The 15,757-nt window shown below is 69.5% G+C and carries 14 protein-coding genes; 12 read left to right on the top strand and 2 right to left on the bottom strand.

What is annotated here, in order from left to right; genetic code table 11:
• Positions 1-2: 2 nt before the first annotated feature.
• Both ACOQPP_RS01840 and ACOQPP_RS01835 read right to left on the bottom strand, forming a co-directional pair.
• Entirely contained in the window at positions 3-752 is a 750-nt protein-coding gene (locus ACOQPP_RS01840) for an alpha/beta family hydrolase (protein ID WP_419165493.1), read from the bottom strand.
• Positions 753-765: 13 nt separating this feature from the next.
• Positions 766-2,031, bottom strand: coding sequence for an MFS transporter (locus ACOQPP_RS01835; protein WP_419165492.1), 1,266 nt, complete (start codon positions 2,029-2,031; stop codon positions 766-768).
• Between the two features lie 296 nt (positions 2,032-2,327).
• Here ACOQPP_RS01835 and ACOQPP_RS01830 point away from each other — a divergent pair, with 296 nt between their 5' ends.
• The 12 genes from ACOQPP_RS01830 to ACOQPP_RS01775 all read left to right on the top strand — a co-directional run bounded on the left by ACOQPP_RS01830 (position 2,328) and on the right by ACOQPP_RS01775 (position 15,696).
• Positions 2,328-3,170 (top strand): enoyl-CoA hydratase/isomerase family protein, encoded by an 843-nt coding sequence (locus tag ACOQPP_RS01830; protein ID WP_420635762.1) that lies wholly within the window; start codon positions 2,328-2,330, stop codon positions 3,168-3,170.
• 81 nt (positions 3,171-3,251) lie between these two features.
• Complete coding sequence (locus tag ACOQPP_RS01825) at positions 3,252-4,472, top strand: thiolase family protein (protein ID WP_420635761.1); 1,221 nt, start codon at positions 3,252-3,254, stop codon at positions 4,470-4,472.
• A 16-nt stretch (positions 4,473-4,488) separates the two neighbouring features.
• A complete protein-coding gene (locus ACOQPP_RS01820) occupies positions 4,489-5,328 on the top strand; it encodes an enoyl-CoA hydratase/isomerase family protein (RefSeq protein ID WP_419165489.1) in 840 nt (279 codons plus the stop codon).
• Positions 5,321-5,830 (top strand): GNAT family N-acetyltransferase, encoded by a 510-nt coding sequence (locus ACOQPP_RS01815; protein ID WP_419165488.1) that lies wholly within the window; start codon positions 5,321-5,323, stop codon positions 5,828-5,830. Before ACOQPP_RS01820 ends, ACOQPP_RS01815 begins: the two co-directional genes overlap by 8 nt.
• 1 nt (position 5,831) lies before the next feature.
• Entirely contained in the window at positions 5,832-6,716 is an 885-nt protein-coding gene (locus tag ACOQPP_RS01810; protein ID WP_419165487.1) for a 3-hydroxyacyl-CoA dehydrogenase family protein, read from the top strand.
• 156 nt (positions 6,717-6,872) lie between these two features.
• Positions 6,873-8,192, top strand: a complete 1,320-nt coding sequence (locus ACOQPP_RS01805; protein WP_420635760.1) for an aspartate aminotransferase family protein — start codon at positions 6,873-6,875, stop codon at positions 8,190-8,192.
• A 40-nt stretch (positions 8,193-8,232) separates the two neighbouring features.
• Positions 8,233-9,141, top strand: coding sequence for an SDR family NAD(P)-dependent oxidoreductase (locus ACOQPP_RS01800; protein WP_419165485.1), 909 nt, complete (start codon positions 8,233-8,235; stop codon positions 9,139-9,141).
• Positions 9,142-9,278: 137 nt separating this feature from the next.
• On the top strand, positions 9,279-10,199 hold the full coding sequence (locus tag ACOQPP_RS01795) for a creatininase family protein (protein WP_419165484.1): 921 nt from the start codon (positions 9,279-9,281) through the stop codon (positions 10,197-10,199).
• A gap of 150 nt (positions 10,200-10,349) precedes the next feature.
• Positions 10,350-11,399, top strand: coding sequence for a lysylphosphatidylglycerol synthase transmembrane domain-containing protein (locus ACOQPP_RS01790; protein WP_419165483.1), 1,050 nt, complete (start codon positions 10,350-10,352; stop codon positions 11,397-11,399).
• Between the two features lie 64 nt (positions 11,400-11,463).
• The gene (locus ACOQPP_RS01785) at positions 11,464-12,603 is read left to right on the top strand and encodes a phospholipase D-like domain-containing protein (RefSeq protein ID WP_419165482.1); all 1,140 of its coding nucleotides are present in this window, start codon (positions 11,464-11,466) and stop codon (positions 12,601-12,603) included.
• A 173-nt stretch (positions 12,604-12,776) separates the two neighbouring features.
• Positions 12,777-14,570 (top strand): ATP-binding protein, encoded by a 1,794-nt coding sequence (locus tag ACOQPP_RS01780; RefSeq protein ID WP_419165481.1) that lies wholly within the window; start codon positions 12,777-12,779, stop codon positions 14,568-14,570.
• Positions 14,515-15,696 (top strand): hypothetical protein, encoded by a 1,182-nt coding sequence (locus ACOQPP_RS01775; RefSeq protein WP_420635759.1) that lies wholly within the window; start codon positions 14,515-14,517, stop codon positions 15,694-15,696. Before ACOQPP_RS01780 ends, ACOQPP_RS01775 begins: the two co-directional genes overlap by 56 nt.
• The last annotated feature ends 61 nt before the right edge of the window (positions 15,697-15,757 follow it).

Below are 15,757 nucleotides of genomic sequence, written 5' to 3'. Positions count from 1 at the left end.
TGCTATTCCTCCGGGCCGAGCTGGCAAGCCCAAGCGGACACGTGGGCCACAACGTCGTCTGCCACATCCTCATTAGTGCGGCCGCTTCGCTTGAGGACGCGGAAGGAGTGGTCGGCGCCCTCGAGCCGGTGCAGCGTGGCGAGCGGTCCTAACGAAGCGCACGTCTCTTCGATCAGATCCCAGCGGGCGAGGGCGTCGCGCGTCCCCTGCAGGAACAGCATGGGGACGCAGACGTCACCCAGGTGGGCCGAGCGCTCGGCCGCGCACTCCGGGCGGCCGGGGGCGTGGAGGGGGAAGCCGAAGAAGACGAGACCGGCCACGCCCGCGAGCGGGGCCTCGGAGGCGGCGGTCGACGTCATTCGGCCGCCCATCGATTTTCCGCCAGCAAGGAGAGGTAGCCCGTTACCCAGAGCGGCGGCCTTCGCTACCGCGGCCCGCACCGTTTCCACGAGCACCGGCGGACGGTCGGGAGGCCGGCGGCGCCCGGAGAGAGCCCGCGCCTCCATGTAGGGGAAGTGGTACCGGAACGAGGCGATCCCCCGCCCCGCCAGCCGCTGCGCCATGTCGGACATGAAGGCGTGCTCGATCCCCGCCCCCGCCCCGTGCGCGAAGGCGAGCATCGCCCGTGGCTCGCGCGGACGGACGAGGAGCGCCGACACTTCCCCCCAGCGCAGCGAGACGAACTGCGCCTGCTCGGCGAAGCGGTGCGTCGGCCCGACACCGGCGGCGGCACGGGGAGGCCGCGGGCTCACGACGCGGCCGGAGTCACGGCGACTTGGTGTCCGGCTGGTCGCGCGGTTCGTGTGCGGCGACCGGGCCGGTCCAGCGATCGGTGGGATCGAGCTTCTCAGCCGCCTTGGAGACGACCGCCGCGGGGATCCGGAGCGCCAGCCACAGGGCAACGGCCGACGCCGCGGCCCCGACCAGGAACGGGCTCTTGATCGAGTACAACTCGAACAGCCAACCCGCCGCGAGTGGCGCCACCACCCGGCCCAGGCCGCCAGCCACCTGGCTCCCTCCCAGCACCGAACCCTGCGAGTGCTCGTCCGTGTTCCGCGAGATGAGGGCGTGGAGCGATGGGAAGATGAGCCCCGTCGCCGACGCCCAACTCGGCACGAGCACCCACAGTTGCCAGCGGTCGGAGAGGAACGGGATCGCCCCCACCCCGAGCGCGAGCAGCAGGCATCCGGCGCGCACGGTGGACGGCTCGCCGAACCGCTTCACGATCCGTCCCACGAGCCCGCCGCGGACGATCACGGTGACGCCGCCCGCGAGGGTGAACACGAGACCCATGTCCGCCGCCGTCATCGCGAACACGCGTTCCGTGTAGAGGGCGAGGACCGACGTCATCGAGGTGAAGCAGGCGATCGTCAGCAGATAGACGACCAGCAGCACGCGCAGCGGGAAGCGGCTCAGCGACCGCAGCCACAGCTTGAAGGTCGCGGCCTCCCCCTTCGACGCGTCGGCCCGGCCGGAGCGGAAATGCCGCGACTCCGGCAGCAGGACCATGGCCGCCGTCAGGTTGAGCAGACACAGGCCGGCGGCGACGAAGCCCGGGACCCCCAGTCCGAAGCGGCTGAAGGCCCCTCCGATGGCAGGACCCAGCATGATGCCGAGACCGGACGCCGCTCCGATGAAGCCGAGACCCCGGGCCCGCTCCTCCCCCTCGGTGGAGTCGGCAACGTAGGCCTGGGCGATCCCGAGCGTCCCGCCGGCGGCGCCGGCCGTCGCGCGCGAGACCAGGAGCAGCCACAGGTTGTCCGCCAGCGCGAACAGGAGGTAGGAGAGAGCCGAGGCGAAGAGCCCGATCAGGAGCAGACGCCGGCGTCCCAGTCGATCGGAGAACCTTCCCCAGATCGGGGCCGACACGAGTTGCGTGATGGAGAACGAGGCGATGATGAGGGTGACCCAGCGCGGCGAGGCGCCCAGTTCCTCGGCGTAGAACGGGAGCAGAGGGAGCACGATGCCGAAGCCCATCATGTCCACCATCACCGTCCCGAACAGGACGCCGAGCCCGGCGCGTCTCAGCATGCGGTTCTGATGGTCATCCCGTGCTTCAAGCCGATCTTCTCCTCCTCGGAGCGTGCCCCGCGCGTTTCAGCCGGGGCCTCGACCGCGACGCTCCATGTTCGCGAGGACGCAGTGGTGACGACACCCCGGACGATGTTCGCGTTGCGGTTCGGAGCGGGGTCGATCCCGTCGGCGAACTCACTGTCCGTCGGGTGTGAGCCGGGATAGTTTGACCCTCCGCCGGAAGCCGGGGACCCCCCCCGCGCGGAGGCCTCTCGCACGTCATCTTCAGGGTGGTTCTCAAGAGGAAGGAATCCATGGCTGACACGATGCCCGACACGATGCCCGACACGATGCCCGACACGATGCCCGACACACTGATTCGATATGCGGTCGCGGACGGCGTCGCGGTGTTCACGATCGACGACCCGCCGGCGAATACGTACACGTACGAGATGATGCGCGACCTGGACGACGCGATCCTGCGCGCGCGCTTTGACGAGGGCGTACACGTCATCGTCATCCGGGGCGAGGGAGACAGGTTCTTCTCCGCCGGGGCGAACATCAAGATGCTCCAGACCTCGGACCCCTACTTCAAGTACTTCTTCTGCCTGCACGCGAACGAGACGCTGTCGCGCCTCGAGCAGACGCCCAAGCTCGTGATCGGCGCCCTCAACGGACATACGGTCGGGGGCGGGCTCGAGATCGCGCTCGCCTGCGACATCCGGATCGCCCGGGCGGACGCGGGGAAGATCGGGCTGCCGGAAGTGAACCTCGGCGTGCTTCCGGGGACGGGCGGGACGCAGCGGCTCGGCCGTCTGCTCGGCAAGTCGAAGGCGATCGAACTCATGGCGGAAGGGAGCACGTTCGGCTTCGACGAGGCGCTCGAGCTGGGGCTCGTCAACAAGATCTTCGAGGGAGACGACGCGTCGTTCCACGCCCAGATCATGGAATATGCGCGGCAGTTCACGCCGCCCCACAAGGCGTCGCGGGCCGTGGGCCGCATCAAGCGGTCGGTGTGCAGCGGGGTCGAGGTGCCCTTCTCGGAGGGTCTCGCGATCGAGCGCGAACTGCAGCAACTCCTCTTCCAGGGAGACGACGCGCGCGAGGGCCTCGCCGCCTACGTGGAGCGGCGCGCGCCCGAGTTCGCCGGGCGGTAGGGGTGGCGGGATCGGCGGCAGGCGTGCCGGAGACGCTTCGGGCCGCGCCGGCACGGTGGGAGACGCGGTGAGGGAGACACGGTGAACGACGCGGACCGCACCCCGGTCATCATCGACGCCGTCCGGACGCCCGTGGGGCGCGCGGGCGGCGCGCTCTCCTCGATCCGGGCCGACGACCTCCTCGCCCACGCCATCCGCGCCCTCGTCGAGCGGACCGGGGTGCCGCCCGGCCGCGTGGAGGACGTGATCGCCGGGTGCACGAACCAGGCGGGCGAGGACAACCGCAACGTGGCCCGGATGGCCGGGCTGCTGGCCGGCCTTCCGGTCGAGGTCGGCGGCCAGACCGTGAACCGCCTGTGCGGGTCCGGGGTGCAGGCCGCCGTCACGGCGGCGAACGCGATCCGGGCCGGCGAGGGCGACGCCTTCATCGCGTGCGGGGTCGAGAGCATGTCCCGCGCCCCCTGGGTGATGCTCAAGACCGACCGGGCCTTCTCGCGCGTCCCTCCGCACATCGCGGACACGACCGTCGGGTGGCGCTTCGCGAACCCCGCCATGCCCGAGCGCTGGACGATCCCGCTCGCCGAGACGGCGGAGGTCGTGGCGGAGGAGCACGGCGTCGGGCGGGGAGACCAGGACGCGTTCGCGGTCGAGAGCCAGCGGCGCGCCGCCGAGGCGATCGAGGCCGGGCGGTTCGACGACGAGATCGCGCCGATCGAGGTCCCGCAGCGGAAGGGCGACCCCGTGCGGGTGGCGCGCGACGAGCACCCCCGCCCCGGCACGACCGCGGAGCAACTCGCCCGGCTGCGGGCGGCGTTTCGCGCCGACGGCACGGTGACGGCCGGGAACGCCTCCGGCATCAACGACGGCGCGGCCGCGGTCCTCATGACGAGCCGGGCCGCCGCCGAGGAACTCGGCCTCGAGCCGATGGCCGAGGTCGGGGCCTCCGCGATCGCGGGCGTGGACCCGGACCGGATGGGGATCGGACCCGTGCCCGCCACGCGCAAGGCGCTCCGGCGGGCGGGGCTGACCGTCGAGGATATCGACCTCATCGAACTCAACGAGGCGTTCGCGGCGCAGTCGCTCCCCTGCATCAGCGAACTCGGACTCGACCCGGACCGCGTGAACGTGAACGGCGGCGCGATCGCGCTCGGCCACCCGCTCGGCTGCACCGGCGCGAAGCTGATCACGACGCTCGTGCACGAGATGCGGCGGCGCGATGCATCCCACGGCCTCGTGACGATGTGCATCGGCGTCGGCCAGGGGATCGCCCTCCTCGTGCACCGCGACGCGGAGACGACATGACACGGGCGGGTTCGGCATGAGCGCGACGCACGTCCTCCTCGATATCGAAGACGGCGTCGGCACGCTCACGCTCAACCGGCCGGAGAAGCTCAACGCCTTCATCGGCGAGATGCGGACCGAGATCGCCCGCGGCGTCCAAGCGCTCGGCGCGGACGACGCCGTACGCGCGGTCATCATCACCGGGGCCGGCCGCGCCTTCTGCGCCGGCGCCGACGTGAAATACATGACCGGCCTCATCGAGAGACAGGACGTCGAAGAGGCCCTCGCCCTCGTCGAGGGGGGCCGCGAGGTCGCCACCGCGATCCGGGCCATGCCGAAGCCCGTCATCGCCGCCATCAACGGCCCGGCGGCGGGCGGGGGCGCGAATCTCGCTCTCGCCTGCGATCTCCGGCTCGCCTCCGAGACGGCGACCATCGGCCAGACCTTCAACCGCATCGGGCTCCACCCCGACTGGGGCGGCACCTACGTCGTGCCCCGGCTCGCCGGCCCCGCGCGCGCCGCGGAACTCTTCTTTTTCGCCGAGATGATCCCTGCCGCGGAAGCCGAGCGCATGGGCCTCGTGAACCGCGTCGTCCCGGCCGATGAACTCATGCCGCTGGCCCGCGAGTGGGCGCGGCGCCTGGCGCGTAAGCCCGCCCTCCCGCTGCGGCTCGCGAAGGAGGCGATCCGGCGCTCCCTCGCCGCCAGCTTCGAGGAGATGCTCGACTACGAGACCGCCGCGCAGCGGGCCTGCTTCGCGTCCGACGACGCCCTCGAGGGGGTTCGCGCGTTCGTCGAGAAGCGCAAACCCGACTTCGGCGCAAAACCAACTGAAAGACCGGCGGAAAGACCAGCGGAGGCCGACAGACATGTCTGACGGAATCGTCGTACGGAAGGCGGTGATCGGGGACATCGAGGAACTCGTCGCGATGTGGACCCAGTACATGCGCGTGCACGCGCTCAACCCCGCGTACCGGCGGATCCGAACCGACGCGCTCGAGACTCGCCGCCGCATGTTTCGGCGGCATATCGAGGAGGCCACGAGCGCCGTGTTCGTGCTGGCGGCGGCAGAAGGCGGCCTCGACGGCATGATCGTCTGCTCCGTCGAGGAGAACGAACCCATGTTCGATCCCCCCCGCTACGTCCGCATTCAGACCCCGTTCGTGAGACGGGAAGTCCGGCGGCGCGGCTATCTGCGGCGCCTCCTTCAGGCCACCTTCGAGTGGGCGTCGGATTGGGATATCGACGAGGTCCGGCTGTTCCTGGGGGCCGACAACCTGATCGCGAACGCGGTCGCCGACGACCTCGGCTTCGAGCCGATCGAGGTCGTGCGCCGATACCCGCTCCGCCCCGAACCGACGACGAACTGGGAGGACTGAGGTGGCCTCCCGGCCCGACGCCCCCGCCCTCCGCCCCGCGCTCGCCGTCCTGGGGGCCGGCACCATGGGCCACGGGATCGCCCAGATCGCGGCCATGGCCGGCTACGAGACGCGTCTCTTCGACATCCTGCCGGAGGCGCTCGACGCGGCGCGAGACAGGATCGATGCCAATCTCCGGAAGGGGATCCAGCGCGGGAAGGTGACGCCCGATGAACGGGAGCGTGTCCTCGACGCGCTTTCCTTCACCCGATACCTGAATGAAGCGGCCGACGAGGTCGACATCGTGATCGAGGCCGTGCCGGAGCAGCCCGATCTCAAGCGGAAGATTCTCCTCGCCTGCACGGAGGCTGCGGCCGATCACGCCGTGCTCGCGACGAACACCTCCTCCCTCTCCATCAGCCACCTCGCGCATGGGCTCCCATCTGCGGAGCGCGTGGTCGGGATGCACTTCTTCAACCCTGTCCACATCATGGCGCTCGTCGAGATCGTGCGCGGCGCCGAGACCTCGGACGAGACCGTCGCCCGCGCCCGCGAGGCCGCCGAACGGATGGGGAAGACGCCGATCGTGATCGCCGATTCGCCCGGTTTCGCCTCCTCGCGGCTCGGCGTCGCACTCGGACTCGAGGCGATCCGCATGGTCGAGCAGGGCGTCGGGAGCCCCGAGGACATCGACACCGCGATGAGGCTCGGCTACCGCCATCCCATGGGCCCGCTGAAGCTCGGAGATCTGGTCGGACTCGACGTTCGGCTCGACATCGCACGCTATCTGTACGAGACACTGAAGTCGCCGGTGTTCGAGCCCCCCGCCCTGCTCGAACGCATGGTGGCGGAGGGCCACCTGGGGAAGAAGAGCGGCCGCGGCTTCTACGACTGGAAGGACGGCTGACACGACCGTTCCCCCGTGGCGCGCCAGCGCCGGGATCTGGTAGAATCGGCGCCTGCGGCGGCGCCTCGCGCGCGCGCGAAGATTAAGATTGTAGGGAAGATTGAAGATTGACATGACGATGACGATGGAGTTGACCGAACAGCGCAGGAGAGTCCCTTGAGCAGCGTACAGACCGCCCCCGAAACGGAGTCCCGAGCCCGAGCCCTGACCGCGGCGCAGGCCGACTATCTCTTCCCCTGGGTCCGTCCCTACTACAGCGAGCCCCTCGCGCTCTCCGAGGGAGAGGGCGTGTGGGTGCGGGACGTGGATGGGGACGAATACCTCGACCTGTTCGCGGGCATCCTCACGACGTCGGTCGGCCACTGTAACCCGGCCGTGCTGGACGCGGTGCGCGACCAGATGGAGCGGCTCGGACACACCTCCGCCCTCTACGTGACGGAAGGCCAGATCGAGGCCGCGCGCGCGCTCGCCGAGATCACGCCGGGATCGCTGAGGACGACCTGCTTCACGAACAGCGGCACGGAGGCGGTGGAGGCCGCGGTCGCGACGGCACGGCTGTACACGGGCCGGCACGAGATCGTGGCGCTGCGGCTCTCGTACTCCGGGCGCAGCACGCTGACCAGCCACATGACCGCGCAGGGCGCGTGGCGGCTTCCGGGCGGGGGCACCGACGGCGTGGTCCACGCCCGCTCCCCGTACGCCTACCGGTCGCCGGTCGGCGGGGGCCCGGAGGCGACCGACTTCTTCATCGACGACCTCGTGGAGGTCATCGAGACGACGACCGGCGGGAAGCCGGCCGCCTTCTTCGCCGAGACGATCCAGGGCGTGGCGGGCGTCATCGTGCCGCCGCCGGACTACTTCCAGCGGGCGGCCGAGGTCATCCGGAGCTACGGCGGCCTCTTCATCGGCGACGAGGTGCAGGCCGGGTTCGGCCGCACGGGCGAGCACTGGTTCGGGATCGAGCACTGGGGCGTCGAGCCGGACATCATGGTGATGGCCAAGGGGATCGCGAACGGCTATCCGGTCGGAGCGACCGTCACCCGCCCCGAAATCGCCGAGGCGTGGCAGGGCCCGTCGATCTCGACCTACGGGGGGAACTCGATCTCGATGGCGGCGCTGCGGGCCACGCTCGGGGTGATGAGGAGCGAGGACGTCCCGGCCCGCGCCGCGGAACGCGGGGCGCAACTGCGGGCCGGGCTCGAGGCGCTGCGAAGCGCGCACACCTGGATCGGCGACGTGCGCGGCCTGGGCCTCATGCAGGGCGTCGAACTCGTGACGGACCGCGCAAGGAAGACGCCGGACGGTGACCGCGCCGGAGCCCTGCTCGAAGCCGCGCGCGAGGAGCGCCTCCTGATCGGCCGGGGCGGACTCAACGGACAGGTGATCCGGATCGGCCCCTCCCTCCTCATCACCGAGGAGGAACTGGACGAAGGGATCCGCCGCTTCGGAGCCGCCTGCCGGCGGATCGACGGCTGATGGCCCGCGGCCGCTCGGTGACTCGGCGGGACGACGCGCGGTGAGCCGCCTGGCGGGGCGCATCGCGATCGTCACGGGTGCGGGCCGCGGCATCGGACGGGCGCACGCGCTCGCCCTCGCGGCGGGCGGCGCGCGCGTCGTGGTGAACGACCTCGGCGTGAACATCGCGGGCGAGGGCGCGCATGGCGGACCCGCCGAGGCCGTGTGCCAGGAGATCCGGGCGGCCGGCGGCGAAGCCGTCCCCAGCGGGCACGACGTCTCGAACTGGGATGAGGCCCGCGATCTGATCTCGCACGCGGTCAACGTTTTCGGCGGGCTCGATATCCTCGTGAACAACGCCGGGATTCTCCGCGACCGCGCGCTCTTCAACATGTCCGAGCGGGAATGGGATGCGGTCGTCGATGTCCACCTCAAGGGACACGCGGCGCCCAGCCGGCACGCGCTCGCCTGGTGGCGTGCCGAGGCGAAGGCGGGCCGGCCGCGCCGGGCCTCCGTCATCCACACGACCTCCTCCTCCGGCCTGTGCGGCAACTTCGGCCAGGCGAACTACGGAGCCGCGAAGATGGGCGTCGTCGGCCTCTCGAGGGTCCTCTCCATCGAGGGGTTCCCCTACGGCGTGCGCTCCAACGTGATCTCGCCCTCGGCGCGCACGCGCATGGTGGCGGGCATGTCCGGCGCCGATCAGCTGGGCGGACCCGACGAGACGGGGTACGACCCGTTCGGGCCCGAGCACATCGCCCATCTCGTCGCGTGGCTCGCGGAGACCGGCTGCCCCGCCCGGAACCAGGTGTTCCACGTGTCCGGGCGGCGCGTCCGGGTGCTGGAGCTCCCGCGCGTCGCCTTCGAGGCCAGCTCCGACGGCGACCTGACGCCCTCCGCGCTCGCCGAGGCGCTGCGGGACAAGCTGGTGGACCCGCTCGACGCCTTCGACCTCATCCTCGGACCCTAGCTGCACCCTTGCCCGCGTGCTTCCGTCGGGCGGACATTCGCTCTCCGGCGGCGCGTGCGGACCGCCGCTCATGCTCGGGCCCCTGGCTTCCGCTGTCGATGGTTGGTGGTCCGGCGAAAAGAAACAGGAGGAGGACGATGAAGGACGCCCGCCCTGTATTGACCGCGTTGACCGTGTTTCTCACCATCGCGGCGATTTCCCTGGCGCTCCCCGCAGGAGGCGCGGCCCAGAACCGCGAAATGACGCCGGAGGAGCGCGCCCGCGTCATGGCCGAGTACGAGGCCCGGATCGACACCGAACTCGTCTCCGAGCGGCCGATCGAGATGTTCGACTCGATCTGGATCGAGGAACTCACGTGGATGGAAGTCCGCGACATGATGGCGGACGGCTACAACATCGCGATCGTCTCCACCGGCGGGATCGAGCAGAACGGACCCTACGTCGCGACCGGCAAGCACAACTACGTCCTCCAGGGGACGTGCGAGGCCATCGCCCGCGAACTGGGCAAGGCGCTCTGCGCGCCGATCATGAAGCTCGTCCCGGAGGGGGACATCGACGAGCCGTCGAGCCACATGCGCTACCCCGGCACGATCTCGCTCCGACAGGAGACGTTCGAGGCCGTGCTCGATGACGTCGCCTCCAGCCTCCGCGCGCACGGCTTCGAGCACATCATCTTCATCGGCGACAGCGGCGGGAACGTGCAGGGGATGGCCAACGTCGCCGCCCGTCTCAACGAGCGTTGGGACGACGCGCACGCCCACCACATCCCCGAGTACTACCGCTACGGGGGCGGGGACTTCCTCGAATCCGAGCTGGGGATCGTGGAGACGGAGAACGATGGGATCCACGACAGCTTCGGGATCACGAGCCTGATGATGACCGTCGACCCCACCGTCGTCCGCTACGAGCAGCGCGTGAAGGCGGGACTCGCGAAGATCAACGGCGTTCCCATCGCCCCGAAGGAGAAGACGATCGAGATCGGCCGCAAGCTGCAGGCCTACCGGACCGCTCTGACGGTCGAGAAGATCCGCGAGTCGATCGGCCGCGCCGGCATGTAGAAGCGAGCGGCCACGCCGCGCGGCTCACGACCCGCCCGCCGAATGTCACGGCCCTCCCCCGCCGGCCCCCGCGCCGATAGTGTTGTGCGCGCATAAACCACGGCAGCAGAAGAAGAAGGACGAGTGGCGAGTCCCCAACCAAGCCCCACCATGCCGACGCGAGGCAAGCTGATCGTTGGCGGCCTCACGTTCGGCGGGCTCACGCTGCTGGGGTTCGCGGCGCTCATCCGATGGCGCCCTCCGTTGGAACTCGGCAGCATCCTCGCCCGCATCACGCCGGCCTTCGTCATTGCCTTGCTGGCGCTGCTGGCGGTCGACTTCACGCTCGGCGGCCTCCGGTATCGACTGCTTCTCGACGGCCGTGTCTTTTCGCACGTCTCGCTTTGGCACTGTATGCGAGCGAATTGGGCGAACATGCTGCTGGGCGCGATCACGCCGGCGCAGACGGGCGGCGGTGCCGCGCAGTTCTACGTGCTGTGCAGGCGCGGGGCGCGGTTGTCCGAAGCGATTCTCGCCTCGATCCTGACGTTCGTCGCCACGCTGCTCTTCTTCGCGCTCGGCGGTCTCGCCGCTCTGGCGTGCGTGCCGCCCGAGGCGTTGTCCCGAGGCGTGCTGGTCGCGCTCGTCATCACGGTGGCGGTCATCACGGCGCTGGCGGGTCTGCTCACTTCGGCCGTCGTCGCGCAGCGGGGTACGGTTCGGCTGATTCGACGCTCCCTCAGCGCGGTCTCGAGACGGGGAACGCGGGTCCGGCGCTGGGCGGCGGCGGGCCGACGTCTACTGAGCCGTGAGGTCGAGCGTCTGGCCTGCGGGATCCGGGCGGTCGCGTCGCGCGGGAAAGTGACGCTCGTCTGGGTGTGCTCCGCGACCGCCCTGCTCTTCCTCAACAAATATTTCATGGGCTACGTCCTCGCGACGGCGCTCCAGGGGCCGGTCGATCTCTCCTTCATGGGACTCCAGCTTCTTCAGCACATCGTCCTCTACTTCTCGCCGACGCCGGGTGCCTCCGGCATCGCCGAGGCCTCGACGGGGCTTCTGATGAATCGGGTGCTGCTCGCCGAGGTGACGGTGCTGTGGGTGGTCGGCTGGCGGCTGCTCACGACGTTTTTCGGGACGATCCTGGGAGCGTTCGTGCTGCTCGTCGAGGCGCGGCGACACGTACATGGCGTCCGAGCGGACGAGAAAGGCGCGGCTGCGTGAACGGGTGGGCGACGTGAATGGGATGGGCGGCGCGAAAGGGACGGGCGAGCCCACATCTCGTTCGATGAGACTCTGCCTCGGCGGCCGCGAGTTCTGGGAGCACCTCGAACGCGACATCCGCGCGGCGCGGGACTATGTCTACGTGCAGACGCTCTCGTTCGAGGGCGACGCGGCCGGGCTGGGTCTGGCGGAGGCCCTGCTGGCCTGCGCGGCGCCCCGAAAGCGCATCGTCGTGGACGCCGTGACGAAGTACCTGATCAACGACCGCTTCATCGGTCTGCCGGCCGCACGCCGCGACGCGGTCCTCCAGCGTGAGGTCGCGGCCACCGGCGACATGTGTGACCGGCTGGAGCGCGGCGGGGTGCCCGTGAGGTTCACCTGGCCGGTGGGCCGGCGGTTTCACCGACTCATCGCCCGCAACCACAAGAAGCTCATCGCCATCGACGACCGGATCGCCTACCTGGGCGGGATCAACTTCAGCGACCACAACTTCGCCTGGCACGACTTCATGATCCGCATCGAAAGCCCGGGGGTCGCCGCGTTCCTGCGCGAGGACTTCGAGCACACGTGGCGGGGAGACGACCGGGTGGCCGCGGCGGAGATCGACGGCGATGAGATCGTGATCGGAGAAGGCCGGGGCAATGCCGGGCTGCGCGACGCGGTCTCCCGCGCGCTCGACCGGGCGACGCACCGGATCGTCGTCCAGTGCCCGTATGTCAGCGAGCCGTTCTGGAGCGCCCTCGGCCGGGCGCAGCGCCGCGGCGTACACGTCACGGTGATGATGCCGGAGGCGCACAACCGGGCCGTGATGAAATGGGGCACGCTCGACGCCTCGCGACGCGAAGGCTTCGAGGTCCTCATGCTGCCCGGACCCATGACGCACGCCAAGGTGATGCGGATCGACGACTCGGTCGTGCTCGGTTCGGCGAACTTCGACTATGTGAGCTTTCGCATGCAGCCGGAGGTCGTGCTCATCACGAGCGCGCCCGGTCTCGTCCGCGAGATCGGAGAGCGCATACTCGAGCCCGATCTCGCGCGCTGCCGAGAGCCGGCGGAGGAACGCCGCCAGCGGTGGCGCGAGCGCCTGGGCGGCATCTCGATGCGTGTGCTGGAGTTGCTGTCCTCCTCGATACGCGAGCGACGGCCGAGTCCAATCCCGCTCGCGACCTGGCGCGACGGACTCGCAAAGCCGGGCCCGGGGTAGCCGCTCCGCCCGGCAACCGAGGGGCAACCCGAGCGAACGCGAGTGTGGTTCGTGCCCGTGGGTGTTGCGTGACCCCCTGTAGAGCGTTATGCCAATTGAAGATCAGACTTGCAATTGGCATAAGTCGACACAGGGGCGCTGACTCACCCATGATCGCTCGAGATCTCGCGCCGTTGCTCAGACGGGCCGCGGCGACCACGCCCGTCGTCACGCTCACGGGGCCGAGGCGAAGTGGGAAGACGACGCTGTGCCGGGCTCTGTTCCCCGGGCATGCCTACCGGACGCTCGAAGGGCCGGACGCGAGGGCTTTCGCGCTCGACGATCCACGCAGCTTCCTCGGCGAACTCCCGGAGGGCGCGGTTATTGACGAGATCCAACGCGCGCCGGACCTGCTGTCCCACCTGCGGGGCATCGTTGACGACGACCCGGCGCCCGGCCGCTGGATCCTCGCCGGCTCCCAGGACCTGCTCCTCCTGGAGTCCATCAGCCGATCGCTGGCCGGGCGCACCGAACTACACGAACTGCTGCCGCTGACATGGGGAGAAATCCGACGCTTCGCCCACCCCCCCGCCAGTCTCGATGAAGCGATCTTCACCGGGGGCTATCCGCGAATCCTCGATCATGCACTCGATCCGACTGCCTTCCTCCGCGAGTACATCGGTACGTATCTGGAGCGCGACGTTCGAACGATCTTGAACGTCGGCGACCTCGCGACGTTTCAACGATTCGTCGGATCGTGCGCAAGCCGCACGGGCCAACTCCTCAACTACTCTTCGCTTGCCAACGACTGTGGCATATCCCGGCCGACGGCCAGGCAGTGGGTCGACGTCCTCGAGACGAGCGTCATCGTCTTCCGTCTGCCCGCGTTCCACGGCAACATCCGCAAGCGTCTCGTGAAGGCACCGAAGCTCTACTTCTGCGACACCGGCCTGCTCTGCTGGCTCCTGGGGATCCACGAACTGCGCCAGCTTCGTACCCATCCGCTGCGCGGCCCCATCTTCGAGACCTGGGTAGTCTCGGAAGCGTTGAAGAACCGGACCAATCTAGGTCTGGGACAGCGGGGCTTGACCTTCTATCGGGACCGGAACGGCGTCGAGGCGGATCTGGTGATCGAGAACGCGAGGGGACGAACCCTGCTCGAGGCGAGGGCCGCGGGTGCGCCCTCACCGGACATGTTGCGCACCGTCCGGCGCGTGCGAGACCACCTCCCGGAGCCGCCCGCCAGCGATCCCGTCGTCGTGTACGGCGGCGATGAGCGCCAGCGGTGGGCCGATGGCGAACTCCTGCCGTGGCGGATGGTCCGGGCCGCGGCCCTGCGTGATGGGGCCGGCGTCGTTCAAGTACTCTCGGGAGGGCGGCCTGTCGCTGCTGCGGACATCCTTGTGGTGTCTCCGAATCATCCGAATGTGAGGTGGAAGTCCGCGAGGACCGATGCGCGGGGCGAGGCGATCCTCGACCTGGACGCTCGTCATCTGCTACCGAGTCTGCCGCTGACGCTGCCACTGACATTGTTCGTGGCCGCTCCCGGCTTCGAGGCACGGCTGGAGCGCGAATGGCTCCCGGCGGAGCGGGCGATCGCCGTCGACCTCGCCCGGCTCCCGGGAGGCGGCGGCGTCATCTTCCCGCAGGGTTCCGGTGACATTCCGGGCCTGGCGGGGCGTCTGACCATCACTGGCGGCGGCTCTTCGTCCGCGTTCGTCGCGCCGTTCGACACGGCGCTCGGCGCGGCACGCATCCGGGCGGAGAATATCGCCGTCAATGGAGAGGTCACTGGAGAGGTCACTGGGGAACTGCAGCGGTCGGTGTACATTCGGCCGGGCGCTGAACTTCACCTGGAGGACGGCGACGGGAGCGAGCGTTGGATCCGGGCACTCGAGATCGTCGGCCGGTCGGCGCTGGTCGAGTATCGCCGTGAGCCGCTCCGGCACCCTCGTGGCCAGGTTCAGGACGTTGGAAGGTCAGGATGAGCGGATGACTTCGTGGTTTCGGCGGTACCTGCTGCCGGGGTTCGTGTTCCAGTCCATCATCATCGCGGGGGGCTACGGGACGGGACGGGAGCTCGTCGAGTTCTTCCTCCGCTTCGGACCGCTGGGTGGGCTGCTCGGCATGCTCCTCCCGTCGATGCTTCTGGTGAGCCTCACGTCGATGGCCTCGTTCGAGTTCGTGCGCGTCTTCGGAACGTACGATTACCGGACCTTCTTCCAGCGGCTGCTCGGGCGCGGCTGGTTCATCTACGAGATCGGCTTCCTGTGCGCCGTGCTCCTCATCCTGGCCGTGATCGGATCGGCCGCGGGGACCTTGCTTCTCGAAACGTTCGGCCTGCCGTACTGGGTGGGGGTCGTCGGACTCCTCCTCACCATCGGCTTCCTCGTCTTCCGGGGGACGGGAACGATCGAGCGCTTCTTCTCGGGCTGGTCGTTCCTCCTGTACGGCGTCTACATCGTCTTCTTCGCCTGGGCGATCAGCCGTTTCGGGGGCAGCATCGGAGCCGCGCTGGGGTCGGGCGAAGTACGCGAGGGCTGGGCGCTGTCGGGATTCCGGTACGGAGTGCTCCAGCTCTCGCTCGTGCCGGCGATGCTCTTCGCCACACGACACATCCGGCGGCGACGGGAGGCGCTGTGGGCGGGCGCGCTGACGGGGCCGATCGCGATGATCCCCGCCATTCTCTTCTTCGTGGCGATGAGCGGGCAGTACCCGGGCATTCTGGACCGTCCCGTGCCGGCGAATCACCTGCTCGAATTGCTCGGGTCCCGCGGGTTCCAGATCGCGTTTCAGGTCGTGCTCTTCGGCACCCTCATCGAGTCCGGGACCGGCCTGATCCACGCCTTCAACGAACGGATCGACGGCGTGTTCGCGGCGCGGAAGGCCCACATGCCGGCGGCGGTGCGGCCGGCGGTCGCCGTCATCCTCCTGCTCCTCGCCTCCGCTCTCTCCAGATTCGGGATCATCGACCTCATCGCCACGGGCTTCGGCGCCCTGAGTTGGGCCTTCCTCTTCATCTTCGTCCTCCCCCTGCTCACGCTCGGGATGTATCGCCTCCGCAAGCGGGCCTCGGCCGCGCGGGGCGGGTCCGCCGGGGGCGGCGACGGCTAGGGCGGGATCGCGTCCGCCGTCCTATATTGAAGGGTTAGGTCGCGTCGGGGCCGAGAGGGAC

This window comes from Candidatus Palauibacter sp. (assembly GCF_965222475.1).
GTDB lineage: Bacteria > Gemmatimonadota > Gemmatimonadetes > Palauibacterales > Palauibacteraceae > Palauibacter.
The sequence above is the reverse complement of the archived record's forward strand: the minus strand, read 5'-3'. Positions and strand labels throughout refer to the sequence as shown.